This is a genomic window from Ottowia sp., assembly GCF_047601385.1.
Lineage (GTDB): Bacteria > Pseudomonadota > Gammaproteobacteria > Burkholderiales > Burkholderiaceae_C > Ottowia.
In genome coordinates this window covers 1,475,672-1,494,837 of the sequence record NZ_JASGJP010000001.1, presented here as the reverse complement: position 1 = coordinate 1,494,837, position 19,166 = coordinate 1,475,672, and the positions used below count along the sequence as shown (strand labels likewise).

Annotated in this window: 17 protein-coding genes; 5 read left to right on the top strand and 12 right to left on the bottom strand. The window is 68.8% G+C overall.

Annotation, left to right across the window (positions count from 1 at the left end):
• The first annotated feature begins 213 nt into the window (after positions 1 to 213).
• Together QM772_RS07265 and QM772_RS07260 are read left to right on the top strand one after the other, a co-directional pair.
• Complete coding sequence (locus QM772_RS07265; RefSeq protein ID WP_415135002.1) at positions 214 to 3,282, top strand: LysM peptidoglycan-binding domain-containing protein; 3,069 nt, start codon at positions 214 to 216, stop codon at positions 3,280 to 3,282.
• A 36-nt stretch (positions 3,283 to 3,318) separates the two neighbouring features.
• Complete coding sequence (locus tag QM772_RS07260; protein WP_415135000.1) at positions 3,319 to 3,501, top strand: hypothetical protein; 183 nt, start codon at positions 3,319 to 3,321, stop codon at positions 3,499 to 3,501.
• Positions 3,502 to 3,652: 151 nt separating this feature from the next.
• On the opposite strand, the gene phaP is transcribed toward QM772_RS07260, so the two are convergent.
• From phaP to QM772_RS07200, 12 genes are all read right to left on the bottom strand, one after another.
• Entirely contained in the window at positions 3,653 to 4,093 is a 441-nt protein-coding gene (gene phaP / locus QM772_RS07255) for a TIGR01841 family phasin (RefSeq protein ID WP_415134998.1), read from the bottom strand.
• A gap of 48 nt (positions 4,094 to 4,141) precedes the next feature.
• Complete coding sequence (locus QM772_RS07250) at positions 4,142 to 5,488, bottom strand: MFS transporter (protein ID WP_415134996.1); 1,347 nt, start codon at positions 5,486 to 5,488, stop codon at positions 4,142 to 4,144.
• 48 nt (positions 5,489 to 5,536) lie between these two features.
• Positions 5,537 to 7,126 (bottom strand): WS/DGAT/MGAT family O-acyltransferase, encoded by a 1,590-nt coding sequence (locus QM772_RS07245; RefSeq protein WP_415134994.1) that lies wholly within the window; start codon positions 7,124 to 7,126, stop codon positions 5,537 to 5,539.
• Between the two features lie 60 nt (positions 7,127 to 7,186).
• Entirely contained in the window at positions 7,187 to 8,536 is a 1,350-nt protein-coding gene (locus QM772_RS07240; RefSeq protein ID WP_415134992.1) for an amidohydrolase, read from the bottom strand.
• A gap of 30 nt (positions 8,537 to 8,566) precedes the next feature.
• Entirely contained in the window at positions 8,567 to 10,264 is a 1,698-nt protein-coding gene (locus QM772_RS07235) for a long-chain-fatty-acid--CoA ligase (protein ID WP_415134990.1), read from the bottom strand.
• Positions 10,265 to 10,692: 428 nt separating this feature from the next.
• Complete coding sequence (locus QM772_RS07230) at positions 10,693 to 11,673, bottom strand: AraC family transcriptional regulator (RefSeq protein WP_415134988.1); 981 nt, start codon at positions 11,671 to 11,673, stop codon at positions 10,693 to 10,695.
• Positions 11,674 to 11,773: 100 nt separating this feature from the next.
• Positions 11,774 to 12,685, bottom strand: a complete 912-nt coding sequence (locus tag QM772_RS07225; protein WP_415134986.1) for an alpha/beta fold hydrolase — start codon at positions 12,683 to 12,685, stop codon at positions 11,774 to 11,776.
• Between the two features lie 165 nt (positions 12,686 to 12,850).
• On the bottom strand, positions 12,851 to 13,630 hold the full coding sequence (locus tag QM772_RS07220) for an esterase/lipase family protein (protein ID WP_415134984.1): 780 nt from the start codon (positions 13,628 to 13,630) through the stop codon (positions 12,851 to 12,853).
• A 45-nt stretch (positions 13,631 to 13,675) separates the two neighbouring features.
• The gene (locus QM772_RS07215) at positions 13,676 to 14,308 is read right to left on the bottom strand and encodes a TetR/AcrR family transcriptional regulator (RefSeq protein WP_415134982.1); all 633 of its coding nucleotides are present in this window, start codon (positions 14,306 to 14,308) and stop codon (positions 13,676 to 13,678) included.
• Positions 14,309 to 14,324: 16 nt separating this feature from the next.
• Positions 14,325 to 14,813 (bottom strand): phasin family protein, encoded by a 489-nt coding sequence (locus QM772_RS07210; RefSeq protein WP_415134980.1) that lies wholly within the window; start codon positions 14,811 to 14,813, stop codon positions 14,325 to 14,327.
• Positions 14,814 to 14,885: 72 nt separating this feature from the next.
• Positions 14,886 to 15,416 (bottom strand): hypothetical protein, encoded by a 531-nt coding sequence (locus tag QM772_RS07205; protein ID WP_415134978.1) that lies wholly within the window; start codon positions 15,414 to 15,416, stop codon positions 14,886 to 14,888.
• A gap of 174 nt (positions 15,417 to 15,590) precedes the next feature.
• Complete coding sequence (locus QM772_RS07200; protein ID WP_415134976.1) at positions 15,591 to 16,079, bottom strand: YqaA family protein; 489 nt, start codon at positions 16,077 to 16,079, stop codon at positions 15,591 to 15,593.
• 109 nt (positions 16,080 to 16,188) lie between these two features.
• On the opposite strand from QM772_RS07200, the gene dusB reads away from it, so the two are divergent.
• From dusB to purH, 3 genes are all read left to right on the top strand, one after another.
• A complete protein-coding gene (dusB, locus tag QM772_RS07195; RefSeq protein ID WP_415134974.1) occupies positions 16,189 to 17,229 on the top strand; it encodes a tRNA dihydrouridine synthase DusB in 1,041 nt (346 codons plus the stop codon).
• 2 nt (positions 17,230 to 17,231) lie between these two features.
• On the top strand, positions 17,232 to 17,465 hold the full coding sequence (locus QM772_RS07190; RefSeq protein WP_415134972.1) for a Fis family transcriptional regulator: 234 nt from the start codon (positions 17,232 to 17,234) through the stop codon (positions 17,463 to 17,465).
• Positions 17,466 to 17,548: 83 nt separating this feature from the next.
• Positions 17,549 to 19,147 (top strand): bifunctional phosphoribosylaminoimidazolecarboxamide formyltransferase/IMP cyclohydrolase, encoded by a 1,599-nt coding sequence (purH, locus tag QM772_RS07185; protein WP_415134970.1) that lies wholly within the window; start codon positions 17,549 to 17,551, stop codon positions 19,145 to 19,147.
• Positions 19,148 to 19,166 lie beyond the last annotated feature (19 nt).

Below are 19,166 nucleotides of genomic sequence, written 5' to 3'. Positions count from 1 at the left end.
GCGCGCGACCGGCGGCGATGGGCAGGGGCTTTGAGCGAAAAACAACTCTGACGCCCGCCAGTCAAGCGCTGGCAGCTATCAAAAGAGGAGTTGCTGGCTTCTCCGGGCGCCACGTGGGCGGCTACCTAGTAACTCTACTAGTCGTAGCCTTACCAGTTGGCGGCGGCACGTGGTCTTCCTAGACTGCTTGGAGTCTCATCTGGAAAGCCCCGCATGCACCTGCCCGCTGAAGTCAACCACGGCTCCCGTCCCGCCCGCGCGCCCGTTCCGCCGCCGCCACCGCCGCCGCGCGAGCAGGTCGATCCCGCCGTGCGCGCCCCCGCGCTGCACCAGGGCAAGCCCGACGCGCCGCCGCCGCAGACCTACGTGCAGCACGAGGTGGAGCGCGGCGAAACCCTGACCGAGGTCTCGCGCCGCTACCAGACCACGGTGCCGATGCTGGAGGCGGCCAACCCGCAGATCGCCGACCCGGACGTCATCGACGTCGGGCAGAAGATCAACGTGCCCATCGGCCCCGGCTACGGCGCCGAGCCCACGCGCGAGGTGGTCGAACCCGGCCAGACGCTGACCGAGATGGCCAGGAGCCACCCGGGCGTGTCAGTCGGCGACATCGCCGGCGCCAACCGGCACGAGATTCCCAACGCCAACCTGATCCATCCCGGCCAGGAAGTGTGGGTGCCGGCCCAGAAGGCGCTGACGCCGCTGGAGCAGAAGACCCAGGCCACCGACGAGGCCATGACGACGGCGCGCAAGGCCGAGCAGGCCTACGACGAACTGCCCTCGGACGCCAACCCCGCCACGCGCCTGCGCCTGCATGAAAATCGGGAAAATGCCCGCGCCGACCTGGAGGCCGCCGCCAGTGCCGAACTGGACGCGCGCGCCCGCGCCGGCCTGCCGCCCGGGCAGCAGCCGGCCGAGTCCGACTACCAGCGCGCCGGCCAGGAGATTCAGGCGCGCTACAAGTCCGACGACGGCGAAACCAAGCAGCTCAAGCAGGCGCTGGATGCGCTGGCCGGCGATCGCAGGCAGGCCGCCGTCGACAAGGAGGCGGCGGACATCGTCGCCCAGGCCAGGAAGGAGTCCGATCCGGGCAAGGCCGTGCAGGCGCTGGACGAGGGGCTGAAGAACGCCTCGCCCGAGGTGAAGGCCGCCGCGCTGGCCAGCGCCGACGGCCGCGCGCTGATCCAGGCCGCCGCCGACTGGGCCACCGAGCCGATGGGCGACAAGGGCATCGCCGGCGACACGCCCATGTGGAACGGCCTCGACGGCCCGCTGGAGGGCGAGCAGGCCATGGAGCGGCTCGACCAGGTGACCAAGGGCCTCAGTCCCGGGATGGCGGCGGCGGTGGTCGACAAGTCGCTGCCGGCGTTCGAGACCTACGCCAAGGCGTGCGAGGAGCACTTCGGCCACAGCGGGGTCGTTGGCGCGCGGGAGATGACCTCCGCCCTGAACGTGCTGGAGCGCAGCCTCGACACGCCGCAGGGCCAGGCCAACATGGACCGCATGCTCAAGGCGGGCATCTGGAACGCGCAGGCCATGGTGGACCACATCGGCAACGGCGGCCGCCCGGACTACGCCCTGGCCTACGGCCGGCAGGCGCCCGACTCGGTGCCCTATGGCGACCCGGCCGATACGGCGCAGCGCGTCATCGACGCCGGCATGGAGCGCTTCCGCGGCAAGGTCGAGGAAGACGCGCGCGCCTACGCCGGGCACATGGAGGAGATCGGCTGGCTGATCCAGAACCAGGGCGGCGCGATGACGCCGCAGCAGCTCGAGAAGGCCATCGCCGACTACACCAAGAAACAAGGCCCCGAATGGGAGGCCAAGGGCAAGGATCTGCAGAAGCAGCTGGCGCAGGACGGCGAGAAACTGCTGGCCCAGATGGCCGCGCTGGGCCAGGGCGCCAACAACCCGGCCACGCAGGACGCCAGCATCGAGGCCCTCAAGAAGACGCTGCAAGACCCGGTGGCGCAGAGCGCCATCCACGCGGCGTTCCAGGCCAACCCGGACATCACCCAGGGCCCGCTGGGCCAGAAGCTGCTCGACTTCCTCATCAACCCCAATCTCAGCGGGCCGGCCAAGCTGGCCAACCGCAGCGTCTGGCTGGGGCAGGACTTCGCCACCGCCTACGTCAAGTCGAGCGTGCTCGCGCTGGCGGGGTCGGGAACCGTGGACCCCAACAAGCCCGAGACCATCCAGCGGGCCAAGGACGAACTGGCGAAGATGCGCGATTCGCGCTTCGCCAAGCTGATCGGCGTTTCGCCCGAGCAGATGAACAAGGCGATCGACGCCGTCGAGGACGCCGCCCTGCGGCCTGGCGACACCGGAAGCGTGGCCAAGCGCCTGAAGGATCTGGACGAGACCCTGGACGGGATCAAGGGGCTGGAGAAGACCACGCTGCCGGGCCAACTGGTGCGCGCGGCCGGCATCGGCCTGGCCGGCGCCGGCCTCCTGGCGTCCACCGGCAAGGCGATCGACGATCCATCGTGGGCCAACATCTTCCGGGTGGTTTCCGATTCGGCGGGCCTGGCCTGGCGCGGCGCCGACATCGCCGTCGGCCGGGGCGCCCTGAACGCCGACTCAGCGCTGGGCAAGCTGGGCGGCAGCGTTTTCATGAAGTTCACGAGCGGCCTGGGCGCCTTCGTGGACGCCTTCGCGGCGGCCGATGCCCTGGCCAAGGGCGACCCGGAGTCGGCCGCCTTCTTCACGGCGCAGGGCGCCGGCATGCTGATGGCCACCTTCGCGGCGGGCGGCCCGGTGGGCTGGATCGGCCTGGGCCTCATGGTCGGCGGCGCGCTGGGCCAATGGGCCTGGAACGAGCACAAGGCCCACAGCACGCACGAGCCGCGCTGGGACGATGGGCGGTCGATGGAGTTCCTGCAGCACGCGGGTATCAAGGAGGAGGCCGCGCGCACCCTGTGCGACCAGAGCGGCGCCGGGCACAGCGTGGTGCCCCTGCTGGCGAAGTACGCGCAGACCCAGGGGCTCGACCTGAACCAGGCCGGCGACCAGCAGAAGTTCGCTGACTGGATCAACGGCATGGAGACGGGCGAGCTGGAAGAGCTGAAGGGCCGCCTGCACGGCACCGCCAACCGGTTGGAAGGCGACGCCGACAAGTTCGGCGCGACGGCGGCCGACGACGGCAGCTACAAGTCCTCCGTCACCAATTACTACCCCTATCCCTACAGCGCGCCGACAGGCAACGTGACCTCGCATCCATCGCCGATGTCGGCCGTGCAACTCGAAAAGGTGCTGGAGGAGCTGGGCGTGAAGCCCCTGTGACGCGGGCGCCGGCCACGCGGTGACATACTGCCAGCCATGAAACTCTGGCCCCTCTGGCTCGGCGTCGCCTTCGCGGCGCTGTATGCGCTGCTGTACTACGGCGGCTGGGTCAACGCGGCGGCGGCGCTGGTGATCGCGCTGTTCCTGGCGCCGATCGTGTACGTGCTGGTGGTGATCCTGTTCTTCGACGACACGCGCAAGCCGCCGCCGGATCGCTGAACTTCAACGTCAAAAACGGCTCCGGCGCTTGCTGAGCAAGCGCCGGAAGCTATGTATTTAGGAGCATTGTGCTCCGCTCGCATGGCGGGGAAACTGCCTCCCGGCCGTTGCCCAGCCGAAGGGCCGGCCGCGCCACCGTGGCGCGGGTCGCTTATTTCTTCGGCGTCAGCAGCTTCTGCAGGTTGGCCATGTTCTCGTTCAGGCGGTCCTGCACCGCCTGCCACGAGTCGGAGAGCGTGCGCGCATCCATCTGCGCGAGCTCGCGGAAGTTGTCCATGGCCTGCTGCACGCCGCGTTGCGCTGCATCGGATTGCCTGGCGAGCGCGTCCTTGCCGGTTGCGTCGGCCATCAGGCCTTGCAACTGGGTGAAGGTTTCACGCAGCATCTCGGCGCGGCGCTGGGCTGCGGCCTGTACGCCTTCGTAGGCGCGCCGGTTGGCCTCGGCCAGCGCCTCGAGGTCTTTGCGCTGCCATTCGACGAAGGCACTGACATCGACGCCGGGGAGCTTGAATTGCTCGGCGAGCTTGGTCAGGTCGCTCAGCGACGGGACACCGGGGATGCCGGCGGCGGTGGGTTTCTTGGAGGTTGCCATGGGTTTCCTGAGTAAGTGAATTGCGAGGAAGGCGCGGAGCGGCGGGCCTCAAGCCGTGGCCAACTGGGGCACTGCGACCGTCTTGGGCCGCACGGCCATCATAAGGATGATGCCAGCCACCAGCCACAGGCCAGCGACCAGGTACAGCGAGGCGATGGGGGTGCCGGTGGCCTTGTTGATCATGGCCACCACCGACGGCATGACCGACGGGCCGAGGTTGCCCAGGCTGCTGACCAGCGCGATGCCGCCGGCGGCGAGGGCCTTGGGAAGGATCTCGCTGGTGGCCGTGAAGAACAGCGGCGTGGACGCGGACTGGCCGGTGCTCAGGATGACCAGGCCCACGATCGACAGCGGGATGTTGCCCTGCGCGAAGACGAGGATGATCGCGCCGATGAAGCCCAGCGCGCAGCAGAAGAAGAAGTGCTTGCGCCGCTCGTTGTGCTTGTCGGAACTGCGCCCGATCAGCACCATGGCAACCATGGCCACCGCGGGGGATATCGACGAGAGCAGGCCGACGGTGAACACGTCCGCCACGCCCCAGCTCTTGATGAGCGTGGGCGTCCAGAACACCATCACGTAGGTGGCGCCCAGGTACAGGAAATACACCAGCGACATCGTCCACACCTGCGGCAGGGCCAGCAGTTCGCGGAACGAGCCATGCGAGTTGTGGCCGGCACCGACGGTGGCCGCATCGTCGTCGAGCAGCTTGCGCAGGCGGGCTTTTTCATCGGTGGTGAGCCATTTGGCGTCCTCGGGCTTGTCCTCCAGGTAGAAGAAGGCGAAGACGCCCAGGATGGCGGCGGGCAGGCCCTGGGTGACGAACAGCCACTGCCAGCCACGGTGGTCCAGCAGGCCGTCCATGTACTTCATGGTGGCGCCCGAGATCGGGCCGGCGATCAGGTAGGCGATGGTGGCGCCGGTCATGAAGAGGGCGATCACCTTGCCGCGCCGGGGGCCCGGGTACCAGTAGGTGAGGTACAGGATGATGCCGGGGAAGAAGCCCGCCTCGAACGCGCCCAGCAGGAAGCGGGCGATGTAGAACATGGTCGGCGTCGTGACGTAGATCATGGCGGAGGCGACGATGCCCCAGCAGAACATGATGCGCAGCAGCGTCTTGCGCGCGCCGATCTTCTCCAGGATCAGGTTGCTGGGCACTTCGCACAGGAAGTAGCCGAGGAAGAACACGCCCGCGCCGAAGGCGTAGGCCGCGTCGCTGAAGTTCAGCGATTCGCGCATCTGCAACTGCGCGAAGCCGATGTTCACGCGGTCGAGGAAGGCGATCATGTAGCACACGATCAGCAGCGGCAGCAGCCGCCAGCCGATCTTGGAGAACATCGCCTCGTCCTGCGGTGAGTACTGGACGGCTGGGCCGGTCTGGGGAAGGGGATGCGCCATGGTTTGTCTCTGTTGGTCTGGGAAAGTTTGAGCTGGAGATGGGGTGCTTTATCCAGCCCGCTTGGCAGCGGCCCGCTGCCTCCGGGCCACGGGCGTGCCTGTCTTGGCCGCTGCCTTTCTGGCAGGGGCGGCGGCGCGGGCCTTGCGGGCGGGCTTGGCGGTGGTCTCGACGGCCTTGACGGGCACTTCCTTGAGCGGCGACGCGCCCGGCACAGCGGTTTCGACGCGCGGCAGGCGCTCGATGTCCTTGAGCGCAGCCTTCATGTGCTCGATCAGCTCGTACGATTCGTCCTGCGACAGGATGCGGCGGCAGGCCGTGAGGCCGAAATCGAGCGAACCGGCGTAGCTCTGCACCGTGATGTTCAGGGCGCTGCCGTGGTAGGGGATCGACACCGGGTAGAAGCTCAACATGCGTGCGCCGGCGACGTACAGCGGCACCTGGGGGCCCGGCACGTTGGAGATCAGCACGTTGGCCATCGGCGGCAGGCGCCGCGCCAGGTTGGAGCGGCCATACAGCGAGGCGAGGCTGGTCATGAGCCAGGGCGAGCCCGTCATGGGCATGTCCACGCCCAGCACCGGCTTGAGTTCGCGCACCACCGCCTTGCCCGCCTCGGACGAGGCGTGGATGGCTTTGAAGCGCTCCACCGGGTCGGCGATGTCGGTGGCCAGGTCCACGCGCACCATGGACACCTGGTTGTTCATGGCGCTGTCGCCTTCGGAGCGCAGGCTGACCGGCACGGCGGCGATCAGGGCCTCCTTGGGCAGCAGGTCGCGCTGTTGCAGGAAGCGGGCCAGCCCGCCGCTGGCCATGGCCATCACGATCGTGTTCACGGTGCCGCCGACCCGCTTGCCGAGATCCTTCAGGTCGTTGAAGGGCAGCGACATGCTGGTGAAGGAGCGCTGGTTGGTGATCGAATCATTGAAGATCGTTTTGGGTGCCACGCCCAGGTTCAGCGGCCGCTCGCCCTTGGCCGTCCGCTGGCTCGCCAGCACGTTGCCGGCCGTAGTGAGCGCCTTGGCCGCCGTTGGCAGCATTTCGGCCAGCTTGCGGTACTGCTGGGCCGTGTTGGACACGGCCGCCTGCAGCAGCTCGGCCACGCCGAGTTGGTAGCCGCCGGGGCTGCCGGTCTTGCGCCGGGGCGGTGGTACCTCGCGGGGCTTGGGCGTGATGTCGTACATCACCTTGGTCATCTCGGTGCCTGCCTTGCCGTCGATGCCGCTGTGGTGCATCTTGGAATAGAAGGCGACGCGGCCGTTCTCCAGCCCCTCGATGATGTACATCTCCCACAGCGGGCGGCTGCGGTCCAGCAGGCTGGAGTGCAGCCGCGCGACGAGCTGGTCGAGCTGCTCCCTGGAGCCCGGCCGGCGCAGCGTGAGGCTGCGGATGTGGTAGTCCAGGTCGATGTCGTCGTCCTCGATCCATACGGGCTCGGCCAGCTCGAAGGGCATCGGTGCCAGCTTGCGCGTCAGCACCGAGGCTAGGTGCAGGCGCTTGCCCACCATCGCCTTCACGTCTTCGTAGAAGTCCCCTTTGTAGCCCTCCGGAAGCTCGAGGATGCACAGGCTGGCCACGTGCATGGGGGTTTCGGGGGTTTCGAAATGCAGAAACGAGGCGTCTAGGCTGCTCAGGTGGTCCATGTCTATACCTTGTGGAGAAAAGAGTGCGGGCGCCGGGCGCCGATGAGGTGGGAGGGCGCGTCAGTTGGGTTGGGCCAGCCGATCGAGCGCCAGCGCCGCCAGCGCCTTGGCGCCGACCGGCATGGCATCCTCGTCGAAGTCGAACTGCGGCGAGTGGTTGGGCGCGGGCGCGCGCCCCTTGGGCGGTGCGCCCAGGATGAAGAAGAAGCCGGGCACCTTGAGCTGGAAGTCCGAGAAGTCCTCCGAGCCGCTGACCAGCGGAATCTGGATGGCCTTGCCGCCCGTGGACGCCTGCAGCACCGGCACCGCCTGTTTGGACAGCTCGGCCGGGTTCACCGTGGGCGGGTAGGAAACCGCCGTGAATTTCACCTCGGCCTTGGCGCCGCTGGCGTCGGCGATGGTGGTGGCGGTGTGGGTGATGCGCTTCTTCGCGTCCTCGCGCAGCTTGGTGTCGAAGGTGCGCAGCGTGCCCAGCATGTCCACGGTGTCCGGGATGATGTTCTCGCGGTTGCCGCCGTTGATGGCGCCGATGCTGACCACCGTGGGCACGGCCGTGATGTCGAGCTGGCGGCTGACGATGGTGTTCAGCCCATTGACGATCTGCGCCGAGGCGGTGATGGGGTCCACGCCGTCCCAGGGGCGCGAGCCGTGCGTCTGGCGGCCGGTCACCTTGATGCTGAAGCCGTCGGCGCCGGCCATCATGGGGCCGACGCGGTAGCCGACGCTGCCGGCGGCCGGGCCGGGCGCCAGGTGCAGCCCGTAGATCGCATCGACCTTGGGGTTGTCCAGCACGCCTTCGGCGATCATGGCCTTGGCACCGAAGGGTTCTTCCTCGTGCCTGGGGTGTTCGGAGCGGCCCTCCTCGGCGGGCTGGAAGATGAACTTCACGGTGCCCGGGATCTGCGCGCGCATGCCGGCCAGCATCTCGGCCACGCCCATGAGGATGGCGACGTGGCCGTCGTGGCCGCAGGCGTGCATCACCGGCGTGTCCTTGCCGAAGTTGCGTCCGATGGCGGTGGAGGCGAAGGGCAGGCCGGTGTTCTCCTTGACCGGCAGCGCGTCCATGTCGGCGCGCAGGGCCACCACCCTGTCACCGGGCAGGCCACCCTTGAGCAGGCCCACCACGCCGGTGCCGCCGACGCCGGTCTTCACCTCCATGCCGAGCTTGCGCAGGTGCTCGGCCACCAGCTTGGCGGTGCGCACCTCCTGGCCCGAGAGCTCGGGATGCTGGTGGATGTCGCGCCGCCAGGCGACCATCTTCGCCTGCGCCGCGCTGGCACGTTGCTCCAGGTCTTGCAGCTGGGTCGCGTTGATCGTCTGCGCGGAGGCGTTGCCGCACAGCAGGGCGATGACAGCCGAGGCGGCCGTCAGGCCAGGCAGGCGCGCGACGCCCCGGGTGATGTGCTTCATGAGGGTGCTCCGGACTGGGGGTCTCGACGATCAGGCTGCCGCGCGCTTGCGCGCCTCTTCGTCGACCAAATCCTTCTTGGACAGCTTGCCGACCGCGGTCTTCGGCAGCTCCGCGCGGATATCCAGCGCATGCACCATCTCGTGCTTGCCCAGCTTGTCCTTCAGGAAAGCCTGCAACTCTTTCAGGTCGAAGGGCTTGGCGCCCGGCTTGAGCGTGAGGAATGCCTTGGGCGACTGGCCGCGGTATTCGTCGGGGATGCCGATCACGCACACCTCGGCGACCGAGGGGTGCTGGTAGATGGCTTCTTCCAGCACGCGCGGGTACACGTTGTAGCCGCTGCACAGCAGCATGTCCTTGGTGCGGTCGACGATGAAGACGTAGCCTGCCTCGTCCATGTAGGCCACGTCGCCGGTACGGAAGAAGCCGTCGAAGGTGGTGTCCTTGGCCGTGGCCTCGGGGTTCTTCCAGTAGCCCTTCATGACGTTGGGGCCGCTGATGCACATCTCGCCCTTCTCGCCCAGGGACACGTACTTCGTCGGGTCTTCGAGCGAAAGCAGCTTGATGGTGATGTTGGGCAGCGGGATGCCGCAGGAGCCGGGCTTGCTCTTGCCCATCGGTGAGAAGGTGCCGGTGGGCGAGGTCTCGGTCATGCCCCAGCCCTCGGAGATCTCGGCGCCGGTGATGGCCGTGTAGCGCTGCGCAACCTCGACTGGCAGCGGGGCGCCGCCGGAGCCGCAGAACTTGAGCGAGCGCAGGTCGTACTTGGGCGTGTCGGGGTGCGAGATCAGCGCCGTGAACATCGTGGGCACGCCGCAGAAAACGGTGATCTTCTTGTTGGCGATGTCCTCGAGCGCCGCCTTCGGGTCGAAGCGCATGTGCTGCACGATCTCGGCGCCCAGCGTGATGCCGAACAGCATGTTGACGGTGAGCGAGAAGATGTGGAAGGGCGGCAGCACGCCCAGCGTCCGCTCCTGGCCCGGCTCCATCAGCGGCGGGTCGTAGTGGGTGGATTCGTTGTATTGCGCGGTGGCGGCACTCAGGTTGGCGTGCGTGAGCATCGCGCCCTTGGGCAGGCCGGTGGTGCCGCCAGTGTACTGCAGCACGGCGACGGTGTCGGCCGGGTCGGCCATCGGATGGCGGGTGTAGGCGCCGTCGTTGTCGAGCAGGCTGGCGAAGCTGACGTGCCGGTCGTCCTGCGGGACGTCGACGGTTTCCTTGCCGGCCTTCATCTTGCCGGCCACCGCATCGGGCGCGCCGGTCATCTCGGCGACATTGCCGACGATGAGCTTCTTCAGTCGCGTATGGCCCAGCATGCCGGCCATCTGCGGGTACAGACCCGCCAGGTCGAGCGTGAACAGGAAGTCGGTCTGGCTGTCCTCGATCTTGTGCTCGAGCACCTTGGCGGCGTCTAGCGGCGAATAGTTGACCACCGTGCCGCCGGCCTTGAGGATGCCGAAGAAGGCGATGATGGTGTGTGGCGAGTTGGGCAGGAAGATGCCCACGTGCACGCCGGGCTTCACCCCGAGCGCTTGCAGGCCCTTGGCTGCGCGGTCGGTGAGTGCGCCAAGTTCCTTGTAGGTGAAGCGCTTGCCCATGAAATCGATGGCGGGGCGGTCGGGAAAGCGCGCCACCGTGTCTTCAAGGATCTGCTGCACGGGCGTGGGCTTGATTTCGAGATCCCAACGCATGCCTGCGGGGTAGGACGCCAACCAGGGTTTGTCGCTCATCGTTTGTCTCCAGTAAAGATTCTCTGCACGCTCTTTTGGGGAGCTTGGCTTGTGCCGAATGAAATGATTCAGGTGGCTGGCAGACGGCGCGCAGCGGCAGCGGGACGTGCCGTGGCAACCGGGCCCGGCTGCTGAAGTGGTGCGCCGGGATTCATAGACCTGGGGTCCATGTTGTCTCCTTCGTTCTTGTCGCCGCCGGGTGCTGGTCGTTCCAACCCGGCCCAGGGCATTGTGTGACTATCTATCTGCTGCGCCCGCCGTCCCTGCATGGCGGCAGGCACGATTGGGGCTCGCCATCTTTCCGTGACCTTGATCAAGTGGAAAGGTGCGAACTGCCCGCATTGCGGTGATTTTCGGTCATATGCGGGTTGCGGCTGGGTTGTTTAATTCGCGCGTCATCTTGATGCTGGAAGAAAGCGCCTCGTGCTTCATGGGCGGCGATATTCCTGTGGGCTCTTGCCCGTCCAGCGGACGAAGGCATGCCGGAAGTTGGCGGCGTCGCTGTAGCCGAGGCGGCTGGCGATTTCCTCGGTGGTCATGCTGGTTTTCTGAAGGTACTCGACGGCCAGCACGCACCGCACTTCCGCCAGGACCTGCCGGTACGAAGTGCCCTGCGCTTCGAGCCGCCGGCGCAGCGTGCGCGGCTCCAGGGCCAACTGCTCGGCCATGGCGTCGATGTTGGGAAACCGCCAGGGCATCTGCTCCAGCAAGGCGTGGCGCACGCGGGCGGCGGTGCCGCCCGACTGGTCCAGGCGCAGCAGGATTTGCTGGCACATCTCCCGGGCCATGGCGTGCGTGATCGGATCCTGGGTGCTGGGTGGCTGGTTCATCCACGCGGCATCGAACTCGATCTTGTTGCCCGGCTGGTCGAACAGCGTCTGGCAGCCGAAGAAGCCGGTGTAGGCGTCGGCATGGGCGGGTGCGGGGCAGGCCATCCGAACGGTCGAGAAACGGAAAGCGTCACCCAGGATGTCGCGGCCGAGCGTCAGGTGCGCGGCGCAGGTGAATTCGAGCGCAAAGCGGTACAGCGGGTCGCGCCTGTCGGGCGTCAGCAGCACGCGGAAGCCGCAGCTCGGCGGATCGCTCGAGGGGTCGTGGGTCATCTGCGCCAGGGGGCCGATCACGCCGCGGTAGTTGACCGCGAAGTCCAGCATGTCGGCGCAGGTGCGGCTGCTGAGCAGCGCGTAGCCCCAGATGCCGTACGCGGTGACGTGCATGCGCGCGCCTGCCTTGAGCGCCACCAGGGGGTCGCGCGCCAGCGCCAGCGCGTTGCGGAATACCGCGATGGACTGCGCGTAGGAGACGCGCGTGGCCAGATTGGCCAGGGCCGCCTCGTCGAGGCCGCTGCCCGCCAGGGCCTGCCCCGGCGGGATGCCGTCCTCGGCCAGCGTGGCGAGCACCACCTTCACGCGCTGCGGCGTGTAAACGCGCGCTTCGAAATCCGGTGCAAGATGTTGAACGATCGTTCGGTCCTCCTGGCGTTGCCGGGCCGCTGCGCCCGGCGCGTGCTTACTCCGTCCAGACGGCGTGTTCGGCGATGGCATCGACGATTGCCGGCCACACCGCCCTTGGCAGCGCATGGCCCATGCGTGGGATCGTCAGCGTCCGGGCGCCAGGCACGTGGCGCGCCACGTCGCGCCCGCATTCGACGGGCACCAGCGGGTCGTCCTCGCCGTGGATCACGAGCGTCGGCGCGCGCACCGCGCCCAGGCGTTCGCGCCGGCTGCCCGAGGCCAGGATGCCCGCCAGCTGACGTACGTAGCCTGCGGGGTTGAGGCCGCGCTCGAACGCGCGCCCGGCCCGCTCCAAATCCCGCGCTTCCTCCTCGGGGTAGCTGCCCGGCCGCAGTATCTTGGCGACCTTCTGCGCGCGCGCCAGATAGCCGGCCCGGTCCGGCGGGGTGGGCGTCATCAGGACCTGCATGGCCTCCGGCTGCGGCGGCGGCAGGTCGGCCGCGCCGCTGGTCGACATGATCGACACCAGCGTGCGCACCCGCCTCGGGTAGCGCATGGCGACTTCCTGCGCGATCGCGCCGCCCATCGACGCGCCCACGATGTGCGCGTCCTGGATGCCCAGCGCGTCGAGCAGGCCCACGGTGTCCAGCGCCATGTCGGCCAGCGTGTAGGGCACGCTGGCGGGATCGATGGGCTGGCCGCCGAGTGCCTGCGTCAGCAGTTTGCCGATGTCGGGTACGGCGGCGGTGCTCAGGTGCGTGGATTGCCCGATGTCGCGGTTGTCGAAGCGGATCACGTGGTAGCCGCGATCGGCCAGCTGGCCGCAGAAGGCCTCGTCCCAGGCGATCATCTGCGTGCCCAGGCCCATGATCAGCAGCAAGGGCTGGCCCCGGGGGGCGCCGAAGCGGTCGTAGGCCAGTTGCAGGCCGTTGGATGAGGCCAGGAGCGGTGTCGGAGCGGTTGACATGGGAAATGCTGAACGAAAAACGAGGACGAAGCACGCACGCTGCGCGCGTATCCTCAAGTGTGCAGGCGTACAGGGCGAGCGCCGCGTCTCGCACGAGACTGAAACGGCCCGACTCCGGGTCAACCCCGAGACCGGGCGGCGTTCCCGCCGGCGTGCCGAGCGCGCTCAGCGTTCCCCGGGCTTCGGGTAAGCCAGCGGGCCGAACAGCCTGCGGTCGAAGGGTTTCCACTCGCCTTCGGGCTGCGACAGGCGATCGGCCACGGCATACAGCACGGCGGGATGCACGCCCAGGCCGAGGTGGCTGGCCCGCACTTCGATGTTCTCCGACCGCGGGCCGGTCCTGGTCAGGCTGCTCCGCCAGGCCACCACGCCGTCGCTGCGGCTGTAGATGGAGGTGGTCGGCACCTGCGGCACGTCCGTGGCATGGCTCATGCGCTGGGGGTCATCTGAAGCCTGGCCGCTGACCAGCTCGTACACCTGCCAGGCGTTGGTGCAGTAGATATGGCCGCGCAGCGGGCTGCCCAGGGTGATCACGCTGCGCACCAACTGGGGGTAGTGCTTGGTCAGGAGGCGCGCATAGACGCCGCCCAGGCTCCAGCCCACGAGGCTGACCTTGCGGCCGCCGTGGCGCTCGCTCAACTCGTGCAGGCGGCGCACCATGCCGCTTTCGATGCCGGCGCGCGGGCCCAGGTTGCGGCCCAGGTTCCAGCCGTGGGGCTCGTAGCCCTGCTTCTTCAGGTAGTTGCGCAGCGGGCGGGTGGAGGTATCGCTGGCCAGCAGGCCGGGCAGCACCAGCACCGGGTGGCCGTCGCCGCGCGGCGCGCGCGTCAGCCACGGCCACATGGCGAGGGTGGCGCCGGCTTCCCAGAAGGCGCGGCCCTCGCCCAGCATCAGCAGCCGCGACGGCGGGGCGGGGCGACGGGTGGCGAGGCGGCCGCGTTCCATGGTGAGCATGTCTCGTGTTCCTGGTAGATCGATGGGGCAGGGGGTTCAATGGCGGTACTTGGCCCGCAGGTAGTCAAGATACACGCGCGATTCGCGCGAGACATAGGGGGAAACCAGCGTGAGCGTGTAGTACGCCGCCAACCCCGGATCGGCTTGGGCGCGCGAGCTGGGGCCGGGCACCATCTGCTCGAAGCCCAGCCAGCAGGTGGTGGTGAAGACGATCTGCAGCGCCAGCGTGCGCGCCTGCTCCGCGCTGGCCTCGATCACGCCCTGCGCCGCCAGCGATTCGCACAGCGCCTGGGCGGCCAGCAGGCTGCTGCCGTTCAGTTCGCGGATGCGCCGGCCGAGGGCCGGGTACTCCAGCGCCAGATGCCCCATGTCGCGGAACACGAAGCGCCAGGCATCGATGGCCTCGAAGCGCAGGTGCAGCGCCAGCCACAGGTCGTCGATGGCGCGGATGCCGGCGGCCGAGGCGTCCAGCGTGTTCATGCGGTCCTCGAAGCGGCGCAGCAGCCAGTCGACGATCTTTTCCTTGGTGTTGAAGTGGTAGTGCAGGTTGCCCGCGCTGATGCCGGCCTCGGCGGCGATGCGGTGCGTGGAGACCGCTGCGAGGCCGTGCTCGTTGAACAAGCGCAGACTGGCTTGCAGAATGCGCTCGCGGGTGGGGTTGCCGGCCACGCCAAGCCCTGGGTCTTCAGCCGCCGGCGCTCTTGGGTGCGCGCCGCGCCGCAGCGGGCTTCGCGGCCTTGACGGCGCCGGCGTTGATGGCTTGTGCGACGGCTTCCAGGCGCGCCATCTGGGCCAGCACCTGATCGAGCTGGGCGTGCAGCGCCAGCAGCTCGTCGCGCGTGGGCATGCCCAGGCGCTCCAGCGCGGCGCGCACGCGCTCGTCGAAGACGTCCTCGAACTTGCGCAGCCCGAAGGCGTCCAGCCCCGGAAAGCCGGCGCGCGGGGCTTCGGCTTTCTCGTCGGCGCGCCGCGCCGGGGCGAAGCCCAGCAGCGTTTCGACCACGCTGGCGTGGCGCCGCTCCACGTCCTGCCGGGCCTCGCTGATGGCCTTCAGGCCGGCCTGCCACAGGTTGGCGGCCGGCACGGGCGCGTCCTTCGGCTGGCGCGCGGCGGCGCGGCGGCTCTTGGCCGGGGATTTACTGCTGTCGCGTGCGGCGGTTTTGCTGGCGGCCATCGCGGTCTCCCGGTTCATTCAAAAAAAGCGGCGCCACGAGGGGCGCCGCCGTGGTGTTGCGTGGCAACCCTATCAGGCTTTCCGGCCCGCGGCGCGCGCACGCGGCGACTTCACATGCACCGTGGTGGCCGCACCGCTGGATTCTGCCGCGCCGGCCACGCGGGCTTCGAGCTTCTCGGCGCCGCTGGCGATGGCGTCGGCGATGCGCAGGGAGATCTGGGCCATCGGCAGTTGCGCGTTGTTCCATGCCTTGACCAGGGGGGCGGCGCGCTCGTTTTGCACGCGCTCGGCGGCGGCGGCCAGGGCGTCGATGTTCTTGGTGGCGCGATCGGCGACCAGGTCCATCAGCTTGACGGTCTGCTCGGCGTTCTTTTTCACGGCGTTCACGACGAAGCCGTTGAAGGCCCGGTTGGCATCGCTCAGCTGCTGGCCCAGCTTCTCGCCGATGAAGGCGGGGGCGGCCGGCGCGCGGGCGGCGGCGCCGTTCACCAGGCGCAGCGTGCCGGTGCTCCAGGCACCGACCAGGTGCTTGCCGGCGGTGTTGTACCTGGCGACGACGTCGAGGGCGATACCTTGCAGGGTGGGGGTGGTTGCGGTGGTCATGGTTTGTTCCTTATGCAAGTTGGGCGATGACGCTATTCTGCGGGCGCCTTCATGGGGCGATAAAGCCAGAAAGTGCGGTTAATTAGGGCGCTTGCCCTAGGCGTGCGGAGCATGCCTTGATTTGGAGCCGAATCGGCCTCCAGCACTCGCGGGCAGTGCGCCGACAGCTATTTATTAGATAGCATCGGGTGCCTGTGCCGGCCACAGCCACAGCAGGGCCGCCGTCATCGCCAGGTAGCGCAGGAACTTGCCCAGCGCCATCCAGCCGGCGCAGGGCAGGGCGGGCAGGCGCAGCCAGCCGGCCACGGTGCACAGCGGGTCGCCGATGACGGGCAGGAAGGACAGCACGCAGGCCTTCGGCCCCAGGCGCTCCAGCCAGCGCAGCGCGCGCCCGTGCGCGGGCGCGCGGCGCCAGCGGGCCACCGTGCCGTGCGCCGCGCGGCCCAGCCACCAGCTGCTGACGCCGCCCAGCGTGTTGCCGGCCGTAGCCACCAGGATCGCCGGCCAGAACAGGTGCGGGTTCAGCTTGACCAGGCCGAACACGGCGGGTTCGGACCCCAGCGGCAGCAGCGTGGCCGACGCGAAGGCCAGCACGAACACGGTGGACAGCCCGTATTGCGGCAGTGCCAGCGCGTGCAGCAGGGATTGCAGCCAAGCCTCCATCAGGGCGACGAGTGTAGGGGCCGCCGCCGGCGCGCGCCATTTCAATTGCTGAAATTTTGGGCAGGTAGAATCCGCCCCCTGCGCCCGCGCCGGGCCACGCTCACCCCCCATGCAGATCGGCCCGCACCCCTTGCCCAACGCGCTGTTCGTCGCCCCCATGGCGGGCGTGACGGACCGGCCGTTCCGCCAGCTCTGCCGCGCCTTCGGCGCCGGCTACGCGGTGAGCGAGATGGTGACCTCGCGCAAGGAGCTCTGGCACACGCTCAAGACCTCGCGCCGCGCCGACCACGCGGGCGAGCCCGGCCCCATCGCCGTGCAGATCGCCGGCACCGAGCCGGCCATGATGGCCGAGGCCGCCCGCTACAACATCGACCGCGGCGCGCAGATCATCGACATCAACATGGGCTGCCCGGCCAAGAAGGTGTGCGACAAGTGGGCCGGCAGCGCGCTGATGCAGGACGAGCCGCTGGCGCTGGCCATCGTCGAGGCCGTGGTGGCCGCCTGCGCGCCGCATGGCGTGCCGGTGACGCTGAAGATGCGCACCGGCTGGTGCGCGCGCCACAAGAATGCGCTGGCCATCGCCCGCGCGGCGGAGAGCGCCGGCGTGCAGATGGTCGCCGTGCACGGCCGCACGCGCGAGCAGGGCTACAAGGGCGAGGCCGAGTACGGCACCATCGCCGCCGTCAAGGCCGCGCTGCGCATCCCGGTGGTCGCCAACGGCGACATCGATTCGCCCGCCAAGGCGCGCGCGGTGCTGGCCGCCACCGGCGCCGACGCGCTGATGATCGGCCGCGCCGCGCAGGGCCGGCCGTGGATCTTCCGCGAGATCGCCCACTTCCTCGCCACTGGCGAGCAGCTGGCGCCGCCGCTGGTGCTGGAGGTGCGCCGCGCGCTGCTGGCGCACCTGCATGACCACTACGGCCTGTACGGCGAACACACCGGCGTGCGCTCGGCGCGCAAGCACATCGGCTGGGTCGTGCGCGGCCTGCCGGGCGGCGAGGCGTTTCGCGCGCGCATGAACCTGATCGACGACGCGGCCGTGCAATGGCAGGTGGTGGCGGATTATTTTGAAGAACTGGCCGAGGCGCACGAGCGCCTGCCGCTGGCGGCCGCCGGCGCGCGGCCCGCGGGCGTGGTGGAGGCCCGCTGAGCATGAGCAAGAAGCACATCGAGGAATGCGTGCGCGAGAGCCTGGAAGCCTACTTCCGCGACTTGCGCGGCACCGAGCCCGACGGCCTGTACGACATGCTGCTGCGCGCGGTGGAGAAGCCGCTGCTGGACGTGGTGATGCAGCACGCCGGCCACAACCAGTCGCGCGCCGCCGAGTGGCTGGGCATGAACCGCAACACCCTGCGCAAGAAGCTGGCCCAGCACAAGCTCATCTGACGTTTGCTATTTGATTGATAGCTGCCGGCGCTTGCCAGACAAGCGCTGGAGCCCGATTTTATTCATAAACCCTGCCGCCCGCCATGAACGCCCTGATCTCCGTTTCCGACAAGACCGGCATCGTCGAATTCGCCCGCGCGCTGCATGCGCTGGGCGTCAAGCTGCTGTCCACCGGCGGCACCGCCAAGCTGCTGGCCGAGCAGGGCCTGCCCGTCACCGAGGTGGCCGAGGTCACGCAGTTCCCCGAGATGCTGGACGGCCGCGTGAAGACGCTGCACCCCAATGTGCACGGCGGCCTGCTGGCGCGGCGCGACCTGCCCGAGCACATGGCGGCGCTGGCGGCGCACGGCATCGGCACCATCGACCTGCTGGTGGTCAACCTCTACCCGTTCGAGGCCACCGTCGCCAGGCCCGGCTGCACGCTGGCCGACGCGATCGAGAACATCGACATCGGCGGCCCCGCCATGGTGCGCAGCGCCGCCAAGAACTGGAACCATGTCGCCGTGCTGACCGACGCCGCGCAGTACGCGCCGGTGCTGGCCGAGCTGCGGGCGGGCAAGCTGTCCGACAAGACCCGCTTCGCCCTGGCGGTGGCGGCGTTCAACCGCATCAGCGACTACGACGGCGCCATCAGCGACTACCTGTCTGCTATCGATTTCGATGCTGCCGGCGCTGGCGGGGCGCCCGCCAGAAGCCTTTTTCCTTCGCAAAGCAACGGCCGCTTCGTGAAGCTGCAAGACCTGCGCTACGGCGAGAACGCGCACCAGCAGGCGGCGCTGTACCGCGACCTGCACCCCGCGCCGGGCACCATCGTCACCGGCGTGCAGCTCCAGGGCAAGGAACTCAGCTACAACAACATCGCCGACGCCGATGCGGCCTGGGAATGCGTCAAGCAGTTCGAGGCACCGGCCTGCGTCATCGTCAAGCATGCCAACCCCTGCGGCGTGGCGCTGGGCGCCGACGCGGCCGAGGCCTACGGCAAGGCTTTCAAGACCGACCCGACCAGCGCCTTCGGCGGCATCATCGCCTTCAACGTGCCGGTGGACGGCGCGGCGGCCGAGCAGGTGGCCAAACAGTTCGTCGAGGTGCTGATGGCACCCGACTTCACGCCCGAGGCGCTGGCCGTGTTCAAGGCCAAGCAGAACGTGCGCGTGCTGCGCATCGACCTGTCGGCCGTGCGCCGCGACGGCGACACCGACTGGGCGCGTGGGCTCAATGCAATGGACGCCAAGCGCATCGGCTCCGGCCTGCTGATGCAGACCGCCGACAACCACGTGCTGCGCGCCGCCGACCTGAAGGTGGTCACCAAATTGCAGCCCACGCCGCAGCAGATCGACGACCTGATGTTCGCCTGGGCCGTGGCCAAGTTCGTCAAGAGCAACGCCATCGTGTTCTGCCGGGGCGGCATGACCATGGGCGTGGGCGCCGGCCAGATGAGCCGGCTGGACTCGGCGCGCATCGCCAGCATCAAGGCCGAGCACGCCGGCCTGTCGCTGCAAGGCTCGGCGGTGGCGAGCGACGCCTTCTTCCCCTTCCGCGACGGGCTGGACGTGGTGATCGACCACGGCGCCGCCTGCGTCATCCAGCCCGGCGGCTCCATGCGCGACCAGGAGGTGATCGACGCCGCCGACGAGCGCGGCGTGGCGATGGTGTTCACCGGGGTGCGCCATTTCCGGCATTGATGCCCACCCCCGTGGCTCC